13 protein-coding genes are annotated in these 19,021 nt (G+C 36.8%); 6 read left to right on the top strand and 7 right to left on the bottom strand.

The genetic code is table 11. The features are described from left to right. Positions 1-41 precede the first annotated feature (41 nt). Positions 42-851 (bottom strand): anti-sigma factor domain-containing protein, encoded by an 810-nt coding sequence (locus D1839_RS06390; RefSeq protein WP_120378731.1) that lies wholly within the window; start codon positions 849-851, stop codon positions 42-44. Beyond that, on the bottom strand, positions 848-1,576 hold the full coding sequence (sigI, locus tag D1839_RS06385; protein WP_120378730.1) for an RNA polymerase sigma-I factor: 729 nt from the start codon (positions 1,574-1,576) through the stop codon (positions 848-850). Before sigI ends, D1839_RS06390 begins: the two co-directional genes overlap by 4 nt. A 632-nt stretch (positions 1,577-2,208) precedes the next feature. Between sigI and D1839_RS06380 the strand changes: the two genes are divergently transcribed. Beyond that, on the top strand, positions 2,209-3,786 hold the full coding sequence (locus D1839_RS06380) for a BCCT family transporter (protein ID WP_120378729.1): 1,578 nt from the start codon (positions 2,209-2,211) through the stop codon (positions 3,784-3,786). Between the two features lie 191 nt (positions 3,787-3,977). On the opposite strand, the gene D1839_RS06375 is transcribed toward D1839_RS06380, so the two are convergent. From D1839_RS06375 to D1839_RS06365, 3 genes are read right to left on the bottom strand one after another with little or no spacing between them, the layout of a single operon-like run. Then, the gene (locus D1839_RS06375; RefSeq protein WP_120378728.1) at positions 3,978-4,808 is read right to left on the bottom strand and encodes a S1C family serine protease; all 831 of its coding nucleotides are present in this window, start codon (positions 4,806-4,808) and stop codon (positions 3,978-3,980) included. A gap of 31 nt (positions 4,809-4,839) precedes the next feature. Then, a complete protein-coding gene (locus D1839_RS06370) occupies positions 4,840-6,861 on the bottom strand; it encodes an ABC transporter ATP-binding protein (protein ID WP_120378727.1) in 2,022 nt (673 codons plus the stop codon). After that, entirely contained in the window at positions 6,861-8,609 is a 1,749-nt protein-coding gene (locus D1839_RS06365; protein ID WP_120378726.1) for an ABC transporter ATP-binding protein, read from the bottom strand. The genes D1839_RS06370 and D1839_RS06365 overlap by 1 nt, the downstream gene beginning before the upstream one ends. A gap of 1,006 nt (positions 8,610-9,615) precedes the next feature. Between D1839_RS06365 and D1839_RS06360 the strand changes: the two genes are divergently transcribed. From D1839_RS06360 to D1839_RS06345, 4 genes are read left to right on the top strand one after another with little or no spacing between them, the layout of a single operon-like run. Beyond that, on the top strand, positions 9,616-11,121 hold the full coding sequence (locus D1839_RS06360) for a spore germination protein (RefSeq protein ID WP_120378725.1): 1,506 nt from the start codon (positions 9,616-9,618) through the stop codon (positions 11,119-11,121). Between the two features lie 8 nt (positions 11,122-11,129). Continuing rightward, on the top strand, positions 11,130-12,242 hold the full coding sequence (locus D1839_RS06355) for a GerAB/ArcD/ProY family transporter (protein WP_120378724.1): 1,113 nt from the start codon (positions 11,130-11,132) through the stop codon (positions 12,240-12,242). A 6-nt stretch (positions 12,243-12,248) separates the two neighbouring features. Beyond that, positions 12,249-13,400, top strand: coding sequence for a Ger(x)C family spore germination protein (locus tag D1839_RS06350; protein ID WP_158589599.1), 1,152 nt, complete (start codon positions 12,249-12,251; stop codon positions 13,398-13,400). 29 nt (positions 13,401-13,429) lie between these two features. After that, a complete protein-coding gene (locus D1839_RS06345; protein ID WP_207667407.1) occupies positions 13,430-14,125 on the top strand; it encodes an MMPL family transporter in 696 nt (231 codons plus the stop codon). Positions 14,126-14,190: 65 nt separating this feature from the next. On the opposite strand, the gene D1839_RS06340 is transcribed toward D1839_RS06345, so the two are convergent. Further along, a complete protein-coding gene (locus D1839_RS06340) occupies positions 14,191-15,261 on the bottom strand; it encodes an undecaprenyldiphospho-muramoylpentapeptide beta-N-acetylglucosaminyltransferase (RefSeq protein WP_120378721.1) in 1,071 nt (356 codons plus the stop codon). 895 nt (positions 15,262-16,156) lie between these two features. Between D1839_RS06340 and D1839_RS06335 the strand changes: the two genes are divergently transcribed. Continuing rightward, entirely contained in the window at positions 16,157-17,524 is a 1,368-nt protein-coding gene (locus D1839_RS06335) for an MATE family efflux transporter (protein WP_120378720.1), read from the top strand. 305 nt (positions 17,525-17,829) lie between these two features. On the opposite strand, the gene D1839_RS06330 is transcribed toward D1839_RS06335, so the two are convergent. After that, a complete protein-coding gene (locus D1839_RS06330; RefSeq protein WP_120378719.1) occupies positions 17,830-19,017 on the bottom strand; it encodes a NupC/NupG family nucleoside CNT transporter in 1,188 nt (395 codons plus the stop codon). Between the last annotated feature and the right edge of the window lie 4 nt (positions 19,018-19,021).

Here is a 19,021-nt window from a genome sequence, read left to right as displayed (position 1 = left end):
TATTTGCTTATTGTCTTCGCTTTTTTTGTTGATATACTTTTTCATTCCAAAAAGGTGGATTGACTTTGCTTATTTCCTCTATCATCTGAAACGCTTGGTGGATGATTGATTTTAGAATTATAAAAAGATTGTATAAGTGCCTTATCCTTGTCATCCATGTCCATTTCCATGTTTGAGGAATTATAGAGTCTAGGTTTTTCTTCCATTGTCTTTGCCATCAACTCATCCATCGATATCTCTTTTGCCTGTGCTAAATTTCTAATTTCATTCGGGACATAAACAGTAGTTATTTCCCAATCGGATGGTTGAGGATAAAGCTCTTGCCTAATAGACGTAATAAGATTTGCATCTCCCTCTTGTAATGAGCTAATTCCAACAATCATATGTTTTTGTTTATTTGTAAATCCAGTTTCTTCTGTTTTTTCCATAATTCGTCGAATTACATCTGCCAAATGTTGATCTTTATAATTCACCAATTGTTTCGTCAACTGTTCTGCTTCATGGGTTGTTGTTCGAATAGTTTGCACATTTAAATCTTGGTTTAATTCAAACTCAATACTATGGTTCAAATGAATGCCAACATATGCATAGACTTTATCATTCTTAGTAATAAAGCAAAATGGAAGGACAAAAAATAAAATCATACTCATAAAAGCAAAAAAACTTAAAAAACTACTGTAATCCTTTTTTCGATGCAATAACATAGATTTTTTTCGTTTTGAAAACGGTTCAAAAATAACCTCCATGCCTATATCTACGCCTTTTATTGGCATAGCCTTATAAAAAGCGCCGTCTTTTGTCAATACAACCATATACTTGCGGCGCTGTTCCATGATGATCCCTTTATTCACTGCCTCACCACCTTTAAATAATCCTTGAGGTACAAATAATCCTCTTTAAGCACAATAAAAATAGCTAAAATATATTTTCTGTTTCTCTCTATCGTCTTTTTACTGATCTCCACTTTTTTAACTAGTTGTTTAATTGGCAGCTTACGTTTAGCTAAAACATAACCCCTTAGTTGCTCATCTTCATACAACGTTATGGCCGTGCGAATTGCTGTTTCGCGTGCATCTCGATGTTTCGGCGCAACTTCCGTCAATTCAGCTAAACTCAGTTTATATTCTTTTAATTTCTCTTTAAAATCAAGAATCTCTTGCTTTCGGTACCATGAGTCCTGTGCTAACTGATACTGTTGCTTTGCAGCAATAATTTCGGTTGGGTTTTCCATCAATTCAATGTCGTACGTTTCATCCAATGATATTGCTGCAGGGCTTTTTCGTGTATACCTAATATAATCAATCACTTTTCTTTTTATAACTAGTTTAGCGAAAGCTAAAAAAGAACTCCCCCTTTCTCGATTATACGAAATAATAGCCTCATTGAAAGCCGAAAGTCCAATGCTAAATTCATCGTCTTTTGTTGTGTCTATGTATCGCTTACAGACTTCCGACACACATTTAGCAATAAAAGGCTGGTATGTTTTAAGTAAATAATTCTGAACCGATTGATCGCCCTTTTGAGCTAATGCAATCAATTCTTCTAGGGGAAGGTCGTTTTCCAAATGCCTCAACATGAATAAGAACCTCCCCTGGTCATTATAATTTTCGTTATTTGATATCTATTTTTGGGTGTATTAGGATCTACTTTTACTCGTACTTTATTATCATATAAAACATTTATAACTTTCACGATGTGTTCACCATCTTTGTATATAAATTATCAAACGCCTGTCTTTAACTCAAAATAAGTTAGAAACAATTTACGACAATTTTTGCTGTTTCCACAAAAATTTACTAAAAATCAAAGCCACTATATAGTAACGTATAGATTGTCTACTGGCTATCACAAAATCGTTACAATTTATTTAAATAAACATGACTATCTTATTTCTATTATGTAATAAAACCAACGTAATGTCTTCGGGTAAAATATACCCGCGACTTTCGACTTACGAATTTCCTTTATGGTACTAACGAAAATATTCACTACTTTTTTTTTAGCTCTTCTGTTCGGTCTATATTTAGTAGCAAAAGCGAGCATAACTAAGAAAATGTAACCATCCATTCCGTAAATCTTGTAAATCATTTAAAATATTTATTTTATGAATGATTTCGCCATTTGTTTGTTTATATCAGTTTTGCTACGCTAATAGAGTCCTTAAAAATCGGCAACATTTTATTTTACTGGAAGGGTGTTTGATTTTGAATGCGATTTAAGCTTATTGATTGGCCCACATTTTTAGGGGCATTGCTCATTTTATTAAGCGTTTCTCTTCCGCTTATATTTTTTCCAGAGGCTGGAGCTGAAGTTATCGGTGTAGCCAATACCTTTATAACAAGCAATTTTGGAATTCTTTATTTATTACTTGGTCTTAGTTGTTTCCTATTTTTAATTTTCGTAGCATTTAGTAAAAACGGACGTATTAAATTAGGAAATAGAGAGGACAAGAAAGAATTTAATACGTTTTCGTGGGCTGCGATGTTATTTGCAGCTGGTATTGGTTCAAGTATTCTTTACTGGGGAATGATTGAATGGGCTTACTACTATGAAGGTCCCCCTTTTGGAGCCACTCCTGAATCAAATGAAGCGGTTGAATGGGCAACATCTTACGGTATTTTCCACTGGGGTCCAATTGCTTGGGCCATATACACACTACCAGCTCTACCAATTGCTTATTTTTACTATGTCCGAAAGAAGCCAGTATTGAAAATAAGTGAAGCAGTTCGTCCTGTTTTAGGAAAACTGGTTGATGGCCCATTGGGCAATATTATTGATATTTTATTTATGTTTGGTCTTATGGGCGGAGCAGGTACAACTTTAGCATTAGGCACGCCTATGATTGCTGAAGGAGTTCATGACTTAACAGGTATTCCGGTGACATTAGGATTGAAAACAGGAATCATGCTTTTATGTACGGTTATTTTTGCCATTAGCGCATATTCTGGACTTCGACGCGGAATTAAAGTCCTTAGTGATATCAGTATTTGGTTGACCATCACCTTTATGGCGTTTGTTTTTATATTCGGTCCCACATTATTTATTAGTGAAGCAACGTTTAACAGTATTGGAATACTGGCAGACAACTTTTTCCGGATGGCTACCTGGCTCGAACCGTTCAGAGATTTTGGCGGCTTTACTGAAACGGGTTTCCCTGAGTCATGGACTGTGTTCTATTGGGCATGGTGGGTCGTATATGCACCGTTTGTTGGGCTATTTGTTGCGCGTATTTCTAGAGGTCGTACAATTAAAGAAATGGTTTTAGGGACAATGATTTATGGTACATTTGGTTGTGTATTATTCTTTGGAATTCTCGGTAATTTTGGGCTGTATCTTCAGTTAACCGGTTCCCTTGATGTGATTAGCTTTATGAATGAATATGGTGCTTCAGCAGCTATTATTGAAATTCTCCATCAACTACCGATGTCCAATATTGTAATTGGTGCTTTCTCTATTTTAGCCATTCTATTCTTAGCAACCACATTCGACTCCTCATCCTATATATTAGCGTCTGTCGTTCAAAAACAGGTAACTGGTGAACCATTACGCTGGAATCGTTTATTTTGGGCATTTATGCTATGCTTACTACCACTTGTATTAATGTTTATTGGTGATTTAGAGACATTGCAAACTGCAAGTATCATTGGTGGTTTCCCACTTATTTTTATTATGTTTTTATTAGCATATTCATTTGTTAAAGCTTCAAATGATGACCTTCGTAAATCACGAGAATACAAGTCTTCAACCATCTTTATTACAAAAAAGGGGGAGAGCGGAAAAGGATAATTACCTAAACGGGATGGAAGCGCAACTATTTTTGACTTCTTTTATGAGATTAGAAAACTTGGCTTGTTGCCTATTTGCTGGGCGATGGAACTGGACGTGACTAGTCGGTTATTTCGTTATCCACAAGCACCTCATTTTTTACTTTCTAAAAAGGTAGCCAAAAGAAACGACAAGCAGTGACTAGAAATATTTCATCGTCCACTGCTTGTTGTATACTTATAGTAATAATCGATTGGATAAAATAAACCTACTCTCCCATGCTCTTTATGATCCAGAGTTGCAAAGATAATTCCAATTACTTGACCGGCTTCATTCAATACTGGACTACCGCTATTCCCTCGATATACAGGAGCTTTTATCATGACGACTTCTTCCTCCCAAGAAGTAAGTAATGTATAGCCAATGATTGCTCCTTCATTAGCAATGCCATTAAAATTTAATGGGTTCCCAATAAAGCGGATTGGTTGATCTTGTTCAATAACAGCCTCATCTGCTAATTCCAGAAACGGTACATTTTTGGCATTTGTTTGCAAAACAGCTAAATCGACGGAGGGATATACTTCTTTTACTTCCGCTTCAAATAAACCATTGTCCGCAAAAGCGACAGTAACGTTTTCTTCTCCTTCCACAACATGGTGATTGGTTAAAATCAGGCCATCGGAAGAAATGGAAAAACCTGTTCCTTTTGAGTCCGTTGTTTCAACCGTTACCACCGACCGTTTATAAGCTTGTATATCATCTTGCAACGATAGTTTAGCCGACGTAAATAAGAAATCAATGGCTGGAATAGAAAACGTTCGAGGAATCAGAGCGATCACTTGAAATAAAAGAATAAAGGCGATCAGCCAAAACATCCAGTTAGGAAATGGATGTTTTGCCCGTTTATTCTCCTTTTTTTGCTTTTCTCTTGCTAATGCTTTTTCCTTTTCCAACTGTACGAGTGCATAAAGTTCTTCTTCCTCTATTTCTTCATATAAATCTTCATCTATAACGTCCTGCTTTTGTTGCTTTTCATTATCCATAAGCCACCCCGTATAACTGAATGTTTGAATGCTACACAGCAGACTTGCTTCTTTGTTGCATTTGATACATTTGGTAATAAATTCCTTTTGCTTGCATTAAATCGTTATGATTTCCTCTCTCTTTTATCGTACCATGATCCAATACAAAAATGGTATCCGCATGCTGAATAGTCGATAATCTATGTGCAATAACTAACGTTGTCCGCCCTTTTTTTAGAACCTCTAATGCTTTTTGAATAATCGTTTCTGTCTCTGTGTCAATATTTGCAGTTGCTTCATCTAAAATCAGAATTGCTGGATCAAAAGCAAGCGCTCGCGCAAAAGAAATCAACTGACGCTCTCCTAAAGAAAAACTTGTTCCGCCTTCGCCAACCTCTTCATTATATTGATTTGGTAATTTCTCAATGAACGAATCAGCTCCAACAGCTTTTAACGCTTGTTTTGCTTTGTCAATAGAAATGTTAGGATCGTTCATCGTTACATTGGATAAAATGGTTCCTGAAAATAAAAATGGATCTTGCAGCACAATCCCCATATGACTCCGGGTTTGCTGGCGTGACCACTCCCTAGTGGAGTAGCCATCAATCGTTATCGTTCCTTGTTGCGGATCGTAAAAACGGAATAACACATTCATAATGGAACTTTTTCCGGAACCTGTATGACCTACAAATGCTGCCGTTTCTCCCGGTCTTACTTCAAAGGATACATTTCGCAGCACATCGTCTCCCTTATTATAAGCAAATGATACACGATCAAATTGAATATGCCCTCGATAGCGTGCTATTTTTTCGTCGACCACATCTTCCCCTTTATGGTCCAACAAGGTAAATACACGGCTCCCTGCCACACGTGCTTGCTCAATTAAAGGCAGTTGGTTAACAATATCTGTTACAGGTTCAAATAACCGGGTTAAATAGTCGGTAAATGCATATAGCAATCCAATCGATATAGCACTTGTCGGCTCCAAGGAGGCTGAACCGAAATACCAGATGAAGCCAACAAACGCGATATTTCGAAATACAGTTACCAAGTTATAAGACGTTAAGGCGCTTAATTTTACTAGCTTTCGCTGATAGATAAAATGACGATGGTTCAACGTTTCAAAGTCTTGTTTTGTCTTTTTTTCTCTTTGAAATGCTTGGATAATAGGCATTCCTTGTATTGCTTCGTTAATATTACCGTTAATCTCACTTATGGTTGAGCGAATGACTTGATTGTACTTTGTACCAAAGTGCTTATACAATTTCATCCAACCCCAAATGAGTGGAATTAATAGCAAACACCACAATGCAAGCTGTGCATCCAATATAAATAGAGCAATAAATATACCAGCCATATAAATAACACTCGTAACAATAATGGATAGCACTCGTTCGTATAAATCACGAATGGCTTCTGTATCATTAGTAATTCTAGCAACAATTTTACCAGCAGGCTGATCTACGAAATAATTAATCGGAATACGCTGTGTATGAGCAAATAGATCATTACGCATTTTTTTGACAATTTGATTAGACGCTTTTTGTAGCAAAAAAGTCTGATAAAACTGAAAGAAACCAGCAATTATTAGTAAACCTACATATAACCCAAGTAAATAAAGAATAGGCATTTGCTCCGGTTTAAAGAACGGATAAATTTCTGATAATGACAGTTTATCAGCGGTAAATTGCCATTGTTCTTGAGCAGATTTTACAGTAAGCATCCCGTCTTGAATCTCTCTTTCCCCTTTAAGTGGCACTTTGTCATTTATCATATAATAGCTTGAACCTACCGCTAAAATCGTAATTGTTTCACCGATAACCTCATCATTGCTCTTGATCCGATCCGAGCGTTTATAATTTTTATTTTGATACGTCACGGTATAACGGTCATCCCGTTCCGTAACTTGATTCCAAGTCCCCTCTATACCTAAAACATGTTCATCAATCACCTTTTTGGCAATGAGTGGACCTGCAAGCTCAAGTGCTACGGCGATGATTAAGCATAATAAACCAATCAAAATTTGTTTTTTAAATGGAAAAGCATATGCAACCAGACGTTTTTCTGTAGACATTATGGCGTCACCTCCATATCCTGAAGTTGTTGTTGTACATATTGGTTGTAATACCAGCCTTGTTGCTGCATTAATTGGTCATGTGTTCCTCGTTCGGCAATTTCACCGTCGGAAAGTACAATAATATGATCTGCATGTGTTACTGCAGATAAGCGATGGGCTGCAATTATGGTCGTTTTAGCTTGCCTTTCTTTACGCAAATGCTCTAGAATTTTCGCTTCTGTTTTCCCGTCTACTGCCGATAAAGAATCATCTAAAATGAGCAGCTCAGCGTTTTTAATAAACGCTCGTGCTAAGGCTACCCTTTGTTTCTGTCCGCCTGATAAAGTTACCCCGCTTTCTCCTACTTGTGTATCCAACCCATTTGGGAGTTGTTTCATATCGTCTAAGAAATGGGCTAGCTCCATAACGCGAAAAATTTCTTCATCGCTTGCATCCTCCTTGCCAAACTGAATATTTTCTCGAATGGTTTTGGAGAACATCATTTGGTCCTGTGGAACATAGCCAATCCAGGAACGGATTCTGTCTAAAGAAAGATTATTTATATCCACTCCAGATATGTTTATTTCTCCTTTGAATTTAGAATATTGTCGTAATAGTAATTTAAATAATGTAGTTTTCCCTGCTCCTGTTTTTCCTACCACTCCAAGCGTTTCCCCTTGTTTTAATTGAAAAGATACTTGATGTAATTGGTTTTTATCTGTGTTTGGGTAGGAGAATGATACATTGTTAAATGTGACAAACTCTATCGTTTTCACATCTCCAGAGGGATTTTGATCTGTTACATCGGCCTCATAGTTTAATATATGGTTTACACGATCCAACGACGCATTTCCACGTTGTAATACATTAATTAACTCTCCTACTGCAAACATAGGCCAGATCAGCATTCCTAAATAGACGTTAAACGTAACTAAATCACCTAGCGTCAGGACATTTTCAAAAACGAGAAATGCACCATATCCGAGTCCAATCGTATAAGATAATCCAACTAAAATTTTCATTGTTGGCTCAAATAAGGCATCAATTTTTGCGACAGCAATATTTTTATCATATACATCTGTTGTTCGCTGTAGAAATCGCTTTGCATCTTGCTTTTCTTGAACAAATGCTCGAATAACGCGAACACCTTTAATCGATTCTAGCACTTCATTATTCATCTCTCCAAATGCTGCTTGTGCTTTTGAAAATCGCTCATGAATAGCTGCCCCGTATTTATTCATAACCATTGCCATTACCGGCAATGGAATAAGTGCAGCAAATGTTAATTTCCAGCTAATAGTAAAACCCATCATGGCAATAATCATCAACATAAAAATACTCGAATCTACAAGCGTTAGCACACCAAAGCCAGCTGTTAAACTAATTGCCTTTAAATCATTTGTACTGCGAGCCATCAAATCTCCCGTACGATATTTACTAAAAAATGTTGGGGTCATCTCCAGAAAGTGCTGCATCAGCTTACTGCGCATCCACTTTTCTAATATGACAGCCCCACTAAACAACGTGTAATCCCATAGAAACGAAATCGAATAATGGATAATAATTAATAGCGCATAACCAACAATAATTGCTGTCAACAATTGCGCTGTTAATGTTTCGAATTGGATATGATCAATCGTATAGCCTGCTATTTTAGGTGGGATTAGTCCAATAGCGCTTGCGACAATTAGCGATACAATAGCTAAAACATAGCGTTTCCAATAATACGTAAAAAACCAATTCAATTTATTAAAAACTCGAAACATAGAATACCTCTTTTCCTTCTTAAATGTTGTATCGTGGCATTGCGTTTTATAGCAGTTCCTTACCTCAAACGAAATTTTTCCATAAACTTTTTAAATGATTGGATAATTCTAATTTTTTATTATAGGAATTATCAGTTGCAACCACTAAGTGACTTCTAGCTTCATTTGCCATTTAGAACAAGTGAATTTTTCTTAAAGCAAGAAATTTATCCTGCAAAAGTGCTGTGAGACTCCCACTTCAGGAGTTGGATAAACTGCAACAAGTTTAATCGGGAGATAACAACACCTAAATGCCCGATTCGTACCTCTAGCAATCAGTGGGTGATGAATGAAAACACCACTTATTGCAGTTTCACTTTATATCAATTCACACACAAAAAAAATGCGCATTCATCTCTGACGAATGCGCATTTTTCTTTCAGGAAGCGTACAAATACACTTTTACACATAAAAAGGTCACAGATATATGTGACCTTTCATAATAAATAAATTTCCAAGTTCATTTTAAAAAGCTTCCGCTTGAGGCCACAAATAAATAAATATGTTGTTTTGTTGTTGGATTGATAGTTTTTGCATCGTTGTGACCCCCCTTCCAGTTTTAACTAATTATAAAGGCATAAAAATGTAAAGTCAATATACTTTTTCATATTTGTTTTTTTCCTAAACGATATTCTCTTTTAGTAGTGCTTTTCCACTGCTCCTTTTCTAAATAGTTAGCTTCATTTAATTATACCTAAATGGAAGAACCTCCTCTTTCACAATGGATAAAAATGTACGAATGACAAATACTAATGAATAAAATGAAACGTTAATCAGGAGATTTTCTGTCATCTCTCACTGGTTTTAGTACCGCAAAGGGATGACCCAAAGGCCTTTAAATACGGGACTCTCCCACTTATATTTCTTCGCCTAGGAATCCTGCGGACCTTAAAACAAAGCAAGATTCCTTCTTATTTTTGTGAACTTGTTATGTATGATGAATGACAATCGTGTTTTGGAGGTTGCTATGAGAAGAATGAATAAGAGAAAACAACAAGCGCCTATTTTCCCTGCAAAGCTTGAAGCGTTACAGGAGCGCTTAAAGAAACATATCCATAACGAAACAGATTTCAGTTATTCCATATATCATCAGCAAGATCAACGATTTGCTGTATTCTATATTCCTTATTTAATTGATACGAATAAACTGGAATCCTCTCTTTTGAAGCCAGTTCTCAATAACAAACAAATATTAACATCTGACTTTCTCCTGTACCATATCCCCTTAAGTTCTGGCAAAGCAGAAAACCGCTTAGATGGCATATTAAAGGGAATGTTGAAGGGAAACGTAATGATTTATATAGAGAACAACGCAAAAGCAATTGCTTTTCCCATGCTAAAGGAAGAGAAAAGAAATTTATCCAAAGCAGAGACTGAATCTGTCGTGCTAGGTCCACAAATAGCTTTCACTGAGTCGCTCACAACGAATATGAATTTAATTAGAAATAGTATTTTATCTAGTGATCTTGTCCTAGAAAAAATCACTATCGGCAAGAGAGCGCCTAAAGAAGTGCGATTAACCTATTTAAAAACTATTGCTAATCAGGATGACATCCATACCATGCGGCAACGCTTAAAAGAATTAGATGTGGATGAAATAGAAGATAGCTCTGTATTAATACAATTAATTGAAGATCACTCGCCAAGTATTTTCCCCCAGTTTTATGAAACAGAGCTTCCCGATCGTTTTACTTATTCTATCTCCAAGGGAAGAATCGGCGTTCTAGTCGATAATAGTCCAACTGGTATTATCGCGCCGGTTACCTTATTTAGCTTTTTTGAATCGACAGAAGATTTATATATGCGGTGGAATATCGGCTCTTTCTTCCGAATTCTTCGTTTTTTAGCGATGATTATATCGGTTTTATTAACACCTTTTTATGTAGCTATCGTCACTTATCATTATGAGGTAATTCCGACTCCATTACTTATATCACTTGGTCAATCCAGAGCTAACGTCCCATTTCCACCTATATTTGAAGCAATATTTTTGGAATTACTGATTGAGCTTTTACGGGAAGCTGGTGCTCGATTACCAACTAAAGTGGGGCAAACGATGGGTATCGTTGGAGGTGTTGTGGTTGGTACTGCAGCAGTCCAAGCAGGGCTAACAAGTAACATATTAATTATTTTCATTACCTTAAGCGCTCTCGCCTCCTTTACTGCTCCAAGCTATCTAATGGGCACTACGATACGCGTTCTTCGCTTCCCTATGATCCTTTTAGCAGGGTCATTAGGAATTATTGGGATTATGTTTGGCGCTTGCTTTTTAGTTATTCACCTGCTGAAATTAACTTCTTTAGGACGACCCTATTTGTCACCCATTTATCCGTTTAATTGGGAGGATTTAAATAAATCCTTATACCGTCTTCCTTACCATATGCAAAGCAAGCGATTTACATCTTTCCGTTTAAAAGATATATACCGTTTTAACAAAAATAAAGCAAAGCGGAAAAAAGACATTGATGAGTAGGGATAAGTATGAAGGTAAATGTGCCTGTAAAGGCGAATCTACAAATACGTTCTTTTTATTTATTTTTTTTCGTGGTAACTATTCAAATTGGCGTCGGAATTATGGGAGTGCCACGCCTTATTTATGAAGCAGCAAAGAGAGATGCATGGCTATCAGTAATCATAGCATTTGCCTATCTTTGTCTGCTTTTACTAGTAATGCTTTTGATTTTAAAGCAATATCAAAATGCCGATATTTTTGGTATTCAAGTTGATTTATTCGGAAATCACATCGGCAAATTACTAGGAACCATCTATATTGCTTATTTTGCCTTAAATCTATTTACGATTTTAACTACCTATATTGAAGTTGTAACCATCTTTATTTTTCCTGATTTAAATAATGTTATTATGGCTATCCTATTAATTAGCCTTGTCGTTTATGGCGTGTTAGGAGGAATACGAGTCATTATTGGCATATGTTTCCTATTTTTCATTATGTCCCACTGGCTTATATTCCTATTAATTCAACCTATTTTAGAGATAGATTGGATACACTTTCAACCAATGTTTCAGTCATCCATCACGGAATTACTTCAAGGGGCAAAAGAAACGTCCTATACATTTACTGGGATCGAACTGTTATTTATCCTTTACCCCTTCATACAAAACAAGCAAAAAGCAACGTTCCCATTATACCTTGGTATCTTCTTTTCTTGTATTACCGTACTAATTGCTACGGTTGTAGTCTTGGGGTATTTTACTCCAGAAGGGATAGATTCCCGTGAATGGTCGGTATTAGGACTATATAAAATTCAATCCTTTTCATTCGTGGAGCGTTTCGATTATATCGTTATTGCAGAATGGATGATGGTTTCCTTACCAAATATGATTTTATTTAGCTGGGCAATTACCTATGGATTAAAGCGACTTTATCATATCCCGCAAAAAAAATCATTATACGCCCTAGCTATAGTTGTTATTATCGCCAGTATCTTTACGAAAGAGCACTATATCATTCAGGCAATTATAAACCTTATAGCTAGATATGGATTTTGGATTGTATACGTTTATCCGTTTCTATTGCTACTTATGATTGTTATTAAAAAACTTCTTTTTAACAGAAACAAGAACAAGAGGTGAATGCCCATGTATAAACGCATACTTCTCTTACTTTTATTATCTGCTCTTGTTTTAGCTGCTTGTGTAGAAACAAAGCCGATTGAACAAATAGCCATTATTAATGCAAGAGGTGTTGATCTTATTCAACAAAAAGGGGAACAATTAATTGACACGACCCTTGTTATCTTCCAATTTGACACACAAACGAAAGATATTTCTAAAATTTCCTCCGGGACAGGGAAAACAATCAAAGAAGCGAGGCAAAATGCTAACGAGAAAACCAGCTTCACTTTAACTCCTGGACAAATTCGACTAGAACTTTACGGAATAGAAACCGCTCAAACAGGAATAATGCAATATTTAAATACGTTAGCTCGCGATGCTAGGACTTCCGATCGCGTTATGCTCGCAATTACGGACAAAACTGCAAAAGAAGTACTGACCAAGGGGCAAAATGAGACTAGCATAAATGTGGGCTTGTTTATAAATGGGCTTATTAAACAAAAAATTGAAAATGACAGTGTCCCCAAAATTGAATTTAATGATTTTACCCATGCGTATTTTGAAGCCGGAAGAGATCCCGTACTACCATTAATAAGTTTGGATGGGGACGATCTTCCCAGTCTAACCAAAATTGCGTTATTACAAAATGATGTTTATGCGGGAACCTTATCATTGAAAGAAGGTTTATATATTAACCTTATTTTAAAAAATATTAAATCCACTCCGCTTAATATTGGTATTCCTATAGAGCCATCTTTACAAAATTATTTGCAAGAAGACTTGTCTGGAAGTGACAAAAACCACCTATATGTGAGCGGAAAAATAATCAAAGGGAAATCTGAAACCCGTTTGACTAAACAGGAAACACTTCAATTTGAAACTGATATTAAAATACAAATGAATATCTTAGAATTGTCCAATGAATTAGCGTTGGACAATGATGAGGTGATTAAAGCTTTAGAAAGGGAAATTGCTGACCAGATAAAAAAGGAGTATGAACAATTGCTCCAAAAGACACAAGAAATGGAAGCAGACCCTTTTGGCTATGGTCAGATGTATCGAATCCACACACCAGATGGAAAACTAAAGAAAGAGGAATGGCATAAGCTTTATCCAGATATTGAAGTTGACTATAACATTCATGTGAATATCGTTGATTATGGTGCAATCCGTTAAAATTGTGCTCCACACTTGTTAAATTTGATGTGTTAATTGATCAAAATCCGTATTCTACAGAAGCCATCCATATGGTAGATCAGATCGAAGAAGCTGCCGATCGGGCTGGCAACAATACCATTTTTGCTGATAGTAAGGTCCATATTGGCGGAGTTAGTAGTTTGAATAATGATTTGCAAAATGTTTCCAATGAGGATTATTCCCGTACGGTTACCATTATGTTAAGTGGATTATTTATCATGCTAATCTTTTTGCTCCGCTCTGCCATTATGCCAATCTATTTACTGGGCTCACTCATACTAACCTATTTTACTTCTATGGGATTTGCAGAGCTCATTTTCACTCAAATATTTGAATATAATGGTTTAACATGGGCAATTCCTTTCTTTTCCTTTGTTATGCTAATGGCTCTTGGAATTGACTATAGTATTTTCTTAATGGATCGTTTTAATGAATATAAAGAAATCCAAATTAAAGAAGCTTTGATTCATTCAATGAAAAATATGGGGACGGTCGTTATATCAGCAGCCATTATCCTTGGTGGAACATTTGGAGCAATGCTTCCTTCTGGAGTCCTTTCATTAATACAAGTTGCTACAGTTGTTTTAACAGGTTTATTCTTATATGCATTTATTGTACTTCCGCTGCTTATTCCAGTCATGGTTCGTTTGTTTGGTAAGCACAATTGGTGGCCATTTAAAAAGCGCATGAACCAACAAAAATAATCGAATATTTACGTGAAGAAAGCGACTGCCTCATTGAATAGCAGCCGCTTTCTTCATGTTATTATTCATTTAGAAAGCTCTTCCAAAATAGCTATGACACGTTCTCGAGCTTCCTCCGTACGATATTCTCTCATGGTATCGACCATAATCGGAGCTTGTTCTCGTAATTGTTCAAGCTCTTTTACCAAGGTGTCTACTGTTAAAGCTTCTTCCTCCAGCACACGAGCATAGCGCTTTTTTGCAAAAGATCTAGCATTGACAATTTGATCTCCACGACTCGCTTGTCGTGATAATGGGATAAGTAACATCGGTTTTCGTAAAGCTAAAAATTCAAATATCGCATTCGCCCCTGCCCGTGAAAGAATAAAGTCACTAGCAGCAAATATATCCTTCAAGTCATCATGGACATATTCAAATTGGACATATCCCTGTTGATTCACAGTGCTATCTACTTTCCCTTCTCCACAAATATGAATAACTTGAAAATTAGAAAGTAATTCTGGCAAACTTTGGCGAACTGTTTCGTTAATTTTTTGTGATCCTCCACTCCCTCCCATAATAAGCAGAACAGGCTTTTGCTTATCTAAACCGGATATGGCAAGACCACGCTCCTTATTCCCCTGAAAAAGCTCATCTCGAATCACAGCGCCAACATATTCGGATTTTTTTTCTGGAAGATAATTCATCGTCTCTGGAAAAGTTGCTAGCACTTTTTTAGCAAAAGGCATCGCAATTTTATTGGCTAAACCTGGTGTATAATCGGATTCGTGAATCACTGCTGGCACAGCGGTCAACTTCGATGCTAACAGAACAGGTACAGACACAAAGCCTCCTTTTGAGAAAATAAGCTTTGGTTTGCGCTTTCTAATGATATTCACTGCTTGCAGTGTGCCTTTTAACACTTTAAAAGGATCCTTTATATTTTCGATAGAAGCATAGCGACGTAATTTCCCAGTAGAAATGGGATAGTAAGTTACACCTTGCAATTTTTCAATCAGTTTACGTTCGATGCCCGTTTTCGAACCGATATAATCAATTTCCCATCCCTGTTCCTGATAATATGGAATTAATGCTAAATTAACAATCACATGCCCAGCGGTACCGCCGCCTGTAAATAAAATACGTTTTTGTGTCATAAAGCTAATGTCCTTCCTTTCCAACTGTCTCATAAAGCGTTATAATGACTCTTATATGTGTACAAAAAAGAGTAAAGTGAAAACTACTTGCAATGGGAGTTTCCTCCATCTTCTACTGATTAATGTAGTACAAAAGCTAAAGACCTGTGTCCTTGATAAAAGAGAAAACATTTTTTCTACGTGCGATGCACCGCTAACGTAGATTTCCTTGCCGTTTAAATAAGAAAGCACTTTTTCTGCATGTGAGGTATCGCTTCCGAAGTGCTTTCTCTTGAACAAAGAAAACACTTTTAATCAATATCTTCACTTCCCGAGAGAATCAAGAAATGAGGTGCCATTTTCTCCCACTTAGGCTTTTTTACACTACAGGAAAGTATAAGATTTTTTTGGTTTATAGTATAAGAAAAACAAAGGCTTTCGCCATAAGACTTGGCGACAAGCCAAGTTTTTCTTATACCGACTACAAATCTTGAAGCGGAAGTCTTACAGCACCTTATATGCGAGATGAAAGTGCAGAATGACAACTGGTGAAAGAACAAAGGCGCAGAGCGCCCGATTAGCAACGTAGCGACTGGAACGAAGCAACTAAAGTTTTAGGAATCATGCTCCTGCAACAGGATTATGCCGACATCGGGCGGCAAGCCCGTTTTTAGTCGGCCTTCCTCTTAACCACGAACCGATGATGACTTATCGTAGGGCGATTCGTGAAGTTGCCTAGTTGCTGAGCGATGGAGCCGGACGTGGCTATTCCGTTATATCGTTATCCCAATGCCAAAATTTTTATACTTTCTTATCTCTAAATAAAAACTAACATATCCTCCCATGTGTCTTTTAAATTTTTTAAACGTCCTCCTCTATCCTAATAAAAATCACGTGAAAAAGGAAGAGAATTCGTATGTATATGACAACAAGTTTAAGCGAAAAATTAAAGCTGTTTGCGTTTATTTTAATTCCTATTCTAATTACACAAGTGAGTATGTATTTAATGAATATTTTCGATACGATGATGTCAGGACGTGCCAGTGCTGCAGATCTAGCTGGAGTGGCAATCGGCTCAAGCTTATGGGTTCCTATTTTCACAGGGATAAATGGCATTTTATTAGCTATTACTCCGATCATCGCTCAATTAATGGGAGCAAAGTCTGAAGCGCAAATTACTAAAAAAGTGAAGCAGGCTTTGTACCTTTCCATAGCACTAGCTGTTCTAGTCTTTGTGTTCGGAGCCTTACTTCTTGACCCTGTCTTGCATATAATGAATCTGGAAAGTGACGTCGAACATACAGCAAAATTTTATTTAGTAGCACTTAGTACAGGTATCGTTCCGTTATTTATTTTTAATACGTTACGGAGTTTCATCGATGCACTGGGTCAAACACGCATATCCATGTTTATTATTTTGCTGTCTTTACCATTAAATGTTACTTTTAACTATATGTTTATTTTTGGTAAGTTTGGCTTGCCCGCTTATGGTGGCATCGGCGCAGGAATTGCGACTTCGATAACTTACTGGCTCGTCTGTCTGATTGCTCTTATTGTCATTTATCAACTACGCCCATTTCGTAAATTTTCGATTCTTTCTCATTGGATCAGACCTTCCTTCCAAGAATGGTGGGAGCAATTGAAAATTGGCGTTCCGATTGGTGCAGCTATGTTTTTTGAGACGAGTATTTTTTCAGCTGTTACACTTTTCATGAGTGTATATAGTACGTATACGATTGCTGCACACCAAGCAGCAATGAACTTTGCTTCTCTTTTATATATGATCCCGCTTAGCGTCGGTATGGCATTAACGATCGCCATCGGCTTTGAAGTTGGCGCAAAACGCTATGATCACGCGCGTGCGTACGGGTATATTGGAATTAGCGGGGGCATTTTTATTGCATTGTTTGCGGGTTTGGTTATTTATTTTACGAGAGATTGGGTCGCGTTGCTTTATAATTCTAATCCGGACGTTATTGATTTGACGAAACAGTTTCTAATCTACGCCTGTTTCTTTCAGCTAGCTGATGCGTTCGGCGCACCCATCCAAGGAGCTCTCCGAGGATATAAAGACGTACATGTTACGTTAATGATGGCCTTAATCTCCTATTGGGTGATCGGACTGCCAGTTGGTTGGTTGTTAGCTAATTTCACCGCATTGGAGCCGTTTGGATATTGGGTCGGAATTATTACCGGTTTATCCTGCGGTGCAATTGCATTATTAGTTCGTCTGCTTCACTTACAACGTAAATATAAATATTCGCAAATAACAACGACTAGATAATTACATTAGTAGATTCACAGCGAGATCATGGCGAACCTTACAAGCATGTTGGTGGCTCCCCTGTTGGAGAACTTCATCCAGTTCCATAGAAAATCGTATGTGTGCATCTTGTCGCCTAGTTGCTGAGAGCTGGAGCTGGATGTGGCTAAATAACTTAGTAAGTTTATACATAGCTGCAAAATTTTGTGATTTACTAGACCATAAAAAACTGTCCTATGACTAAGCTTAGGACAGTTTTTTATTATTTCAAGGTTAGTACATGTGGACTATGACGGTTTCCCTGTGTTCCGCGGAAAATCCCCATTTTATAGGAACATTCCTACTACAGAAGCAGATAGGATAGAAGCTAACGTTGCTCCAATTAGAAGTTTCATTCCAAAACCAGATACGCTAACAGCTTTTTCCTCATCAATTCCCTTTACAGTACCAGCAATAATACCAATAGAAGAGAAGTTAGCAAAGCTTGTTAGAAATACAGTAACAATACCGACTGTTTTTTCAGACATTCCACCCATGATTTGTTGGAATTTTAGCATCGCAACAAATTCATTTGTAACAATTTTCGTACCCATGATAGAGCCAGCTTGGATAACTTCACCTGGTGAAATTCCCATCAATAAACCAATTGGTGCCAAAACATAGCCTAATATATCTTGTAAGGTTATTCCTGCAAACACAAATTGAATCAACCAATTAACCAACTCTAGTGAAGCAATAAATGCAATCAGCATAGCAGCAACAATAAGTGCAATTTTACCACCTTCTAGTGCACCGTTACCCATTGCCTCAAAAAGACTTTTATCTTTACTTACATCTTTAATATCGACAATATCTTCTTCCTTCGGTACGTTAACAGGCGCAATCACCGACGCTACCATTAAAGCACTGAACATATTTAAAGGAAGTGCAACAAGTACATATTCTGGTGGAAGCATTTGCAAATAAGCACCAACAATCGAAGCTGAAACAGAACCCATTGCGGAAGCACTTACAATGTAAAGCCGATTTGCATTCAAATGATGAAACTGAGAGCGAATGGCAATCAAAGCTTCCGATTGGCCGAAAAAAATACTGTTTACCGCGTTAAAAGATTCTACGCGTGGAAGACCCGTTACTTTTGAAATTAACGCGCCCAAATATTTAATAATAGGTGGTAAAATTTTCAAATATGTCAGAACAGAAAGTAGGGTAGCAAAAAATACAATTAATAATAGAACGTTAAAGAAAAAGACACCACTATCTTCTAATACAAATCCACCAACAACAAAATTAATCCCTTTCGTACCGAATTCGATTAATTTATTAAAACCAGCTGAAATACCTTTAATTACTGCTTGTCCTATATCTGTTTTAAACATAAATAGAGTAATTAAAATCTGAAAAACTAACATAATGCCGATTGCTTTGTAATTAATGTTTTTTTTATCATTCGACATTAAGAATGCTAGTGCAAGTACAATGACAATGGCAACTAAACCTAACAGTATACCCAAGATG

It is taken from the genome of Roseburia sp. 1XD42-34, from assembly GCF_009917385.1.
Taxonomy (GTDB): Bacteria; Bacillota; Bacilli; order Bacillales; family Amphibacillaceae; genus Virgibacillus.
This window is presented reverse-complemented; position numbering and strand designations above follow the sequence as displayed.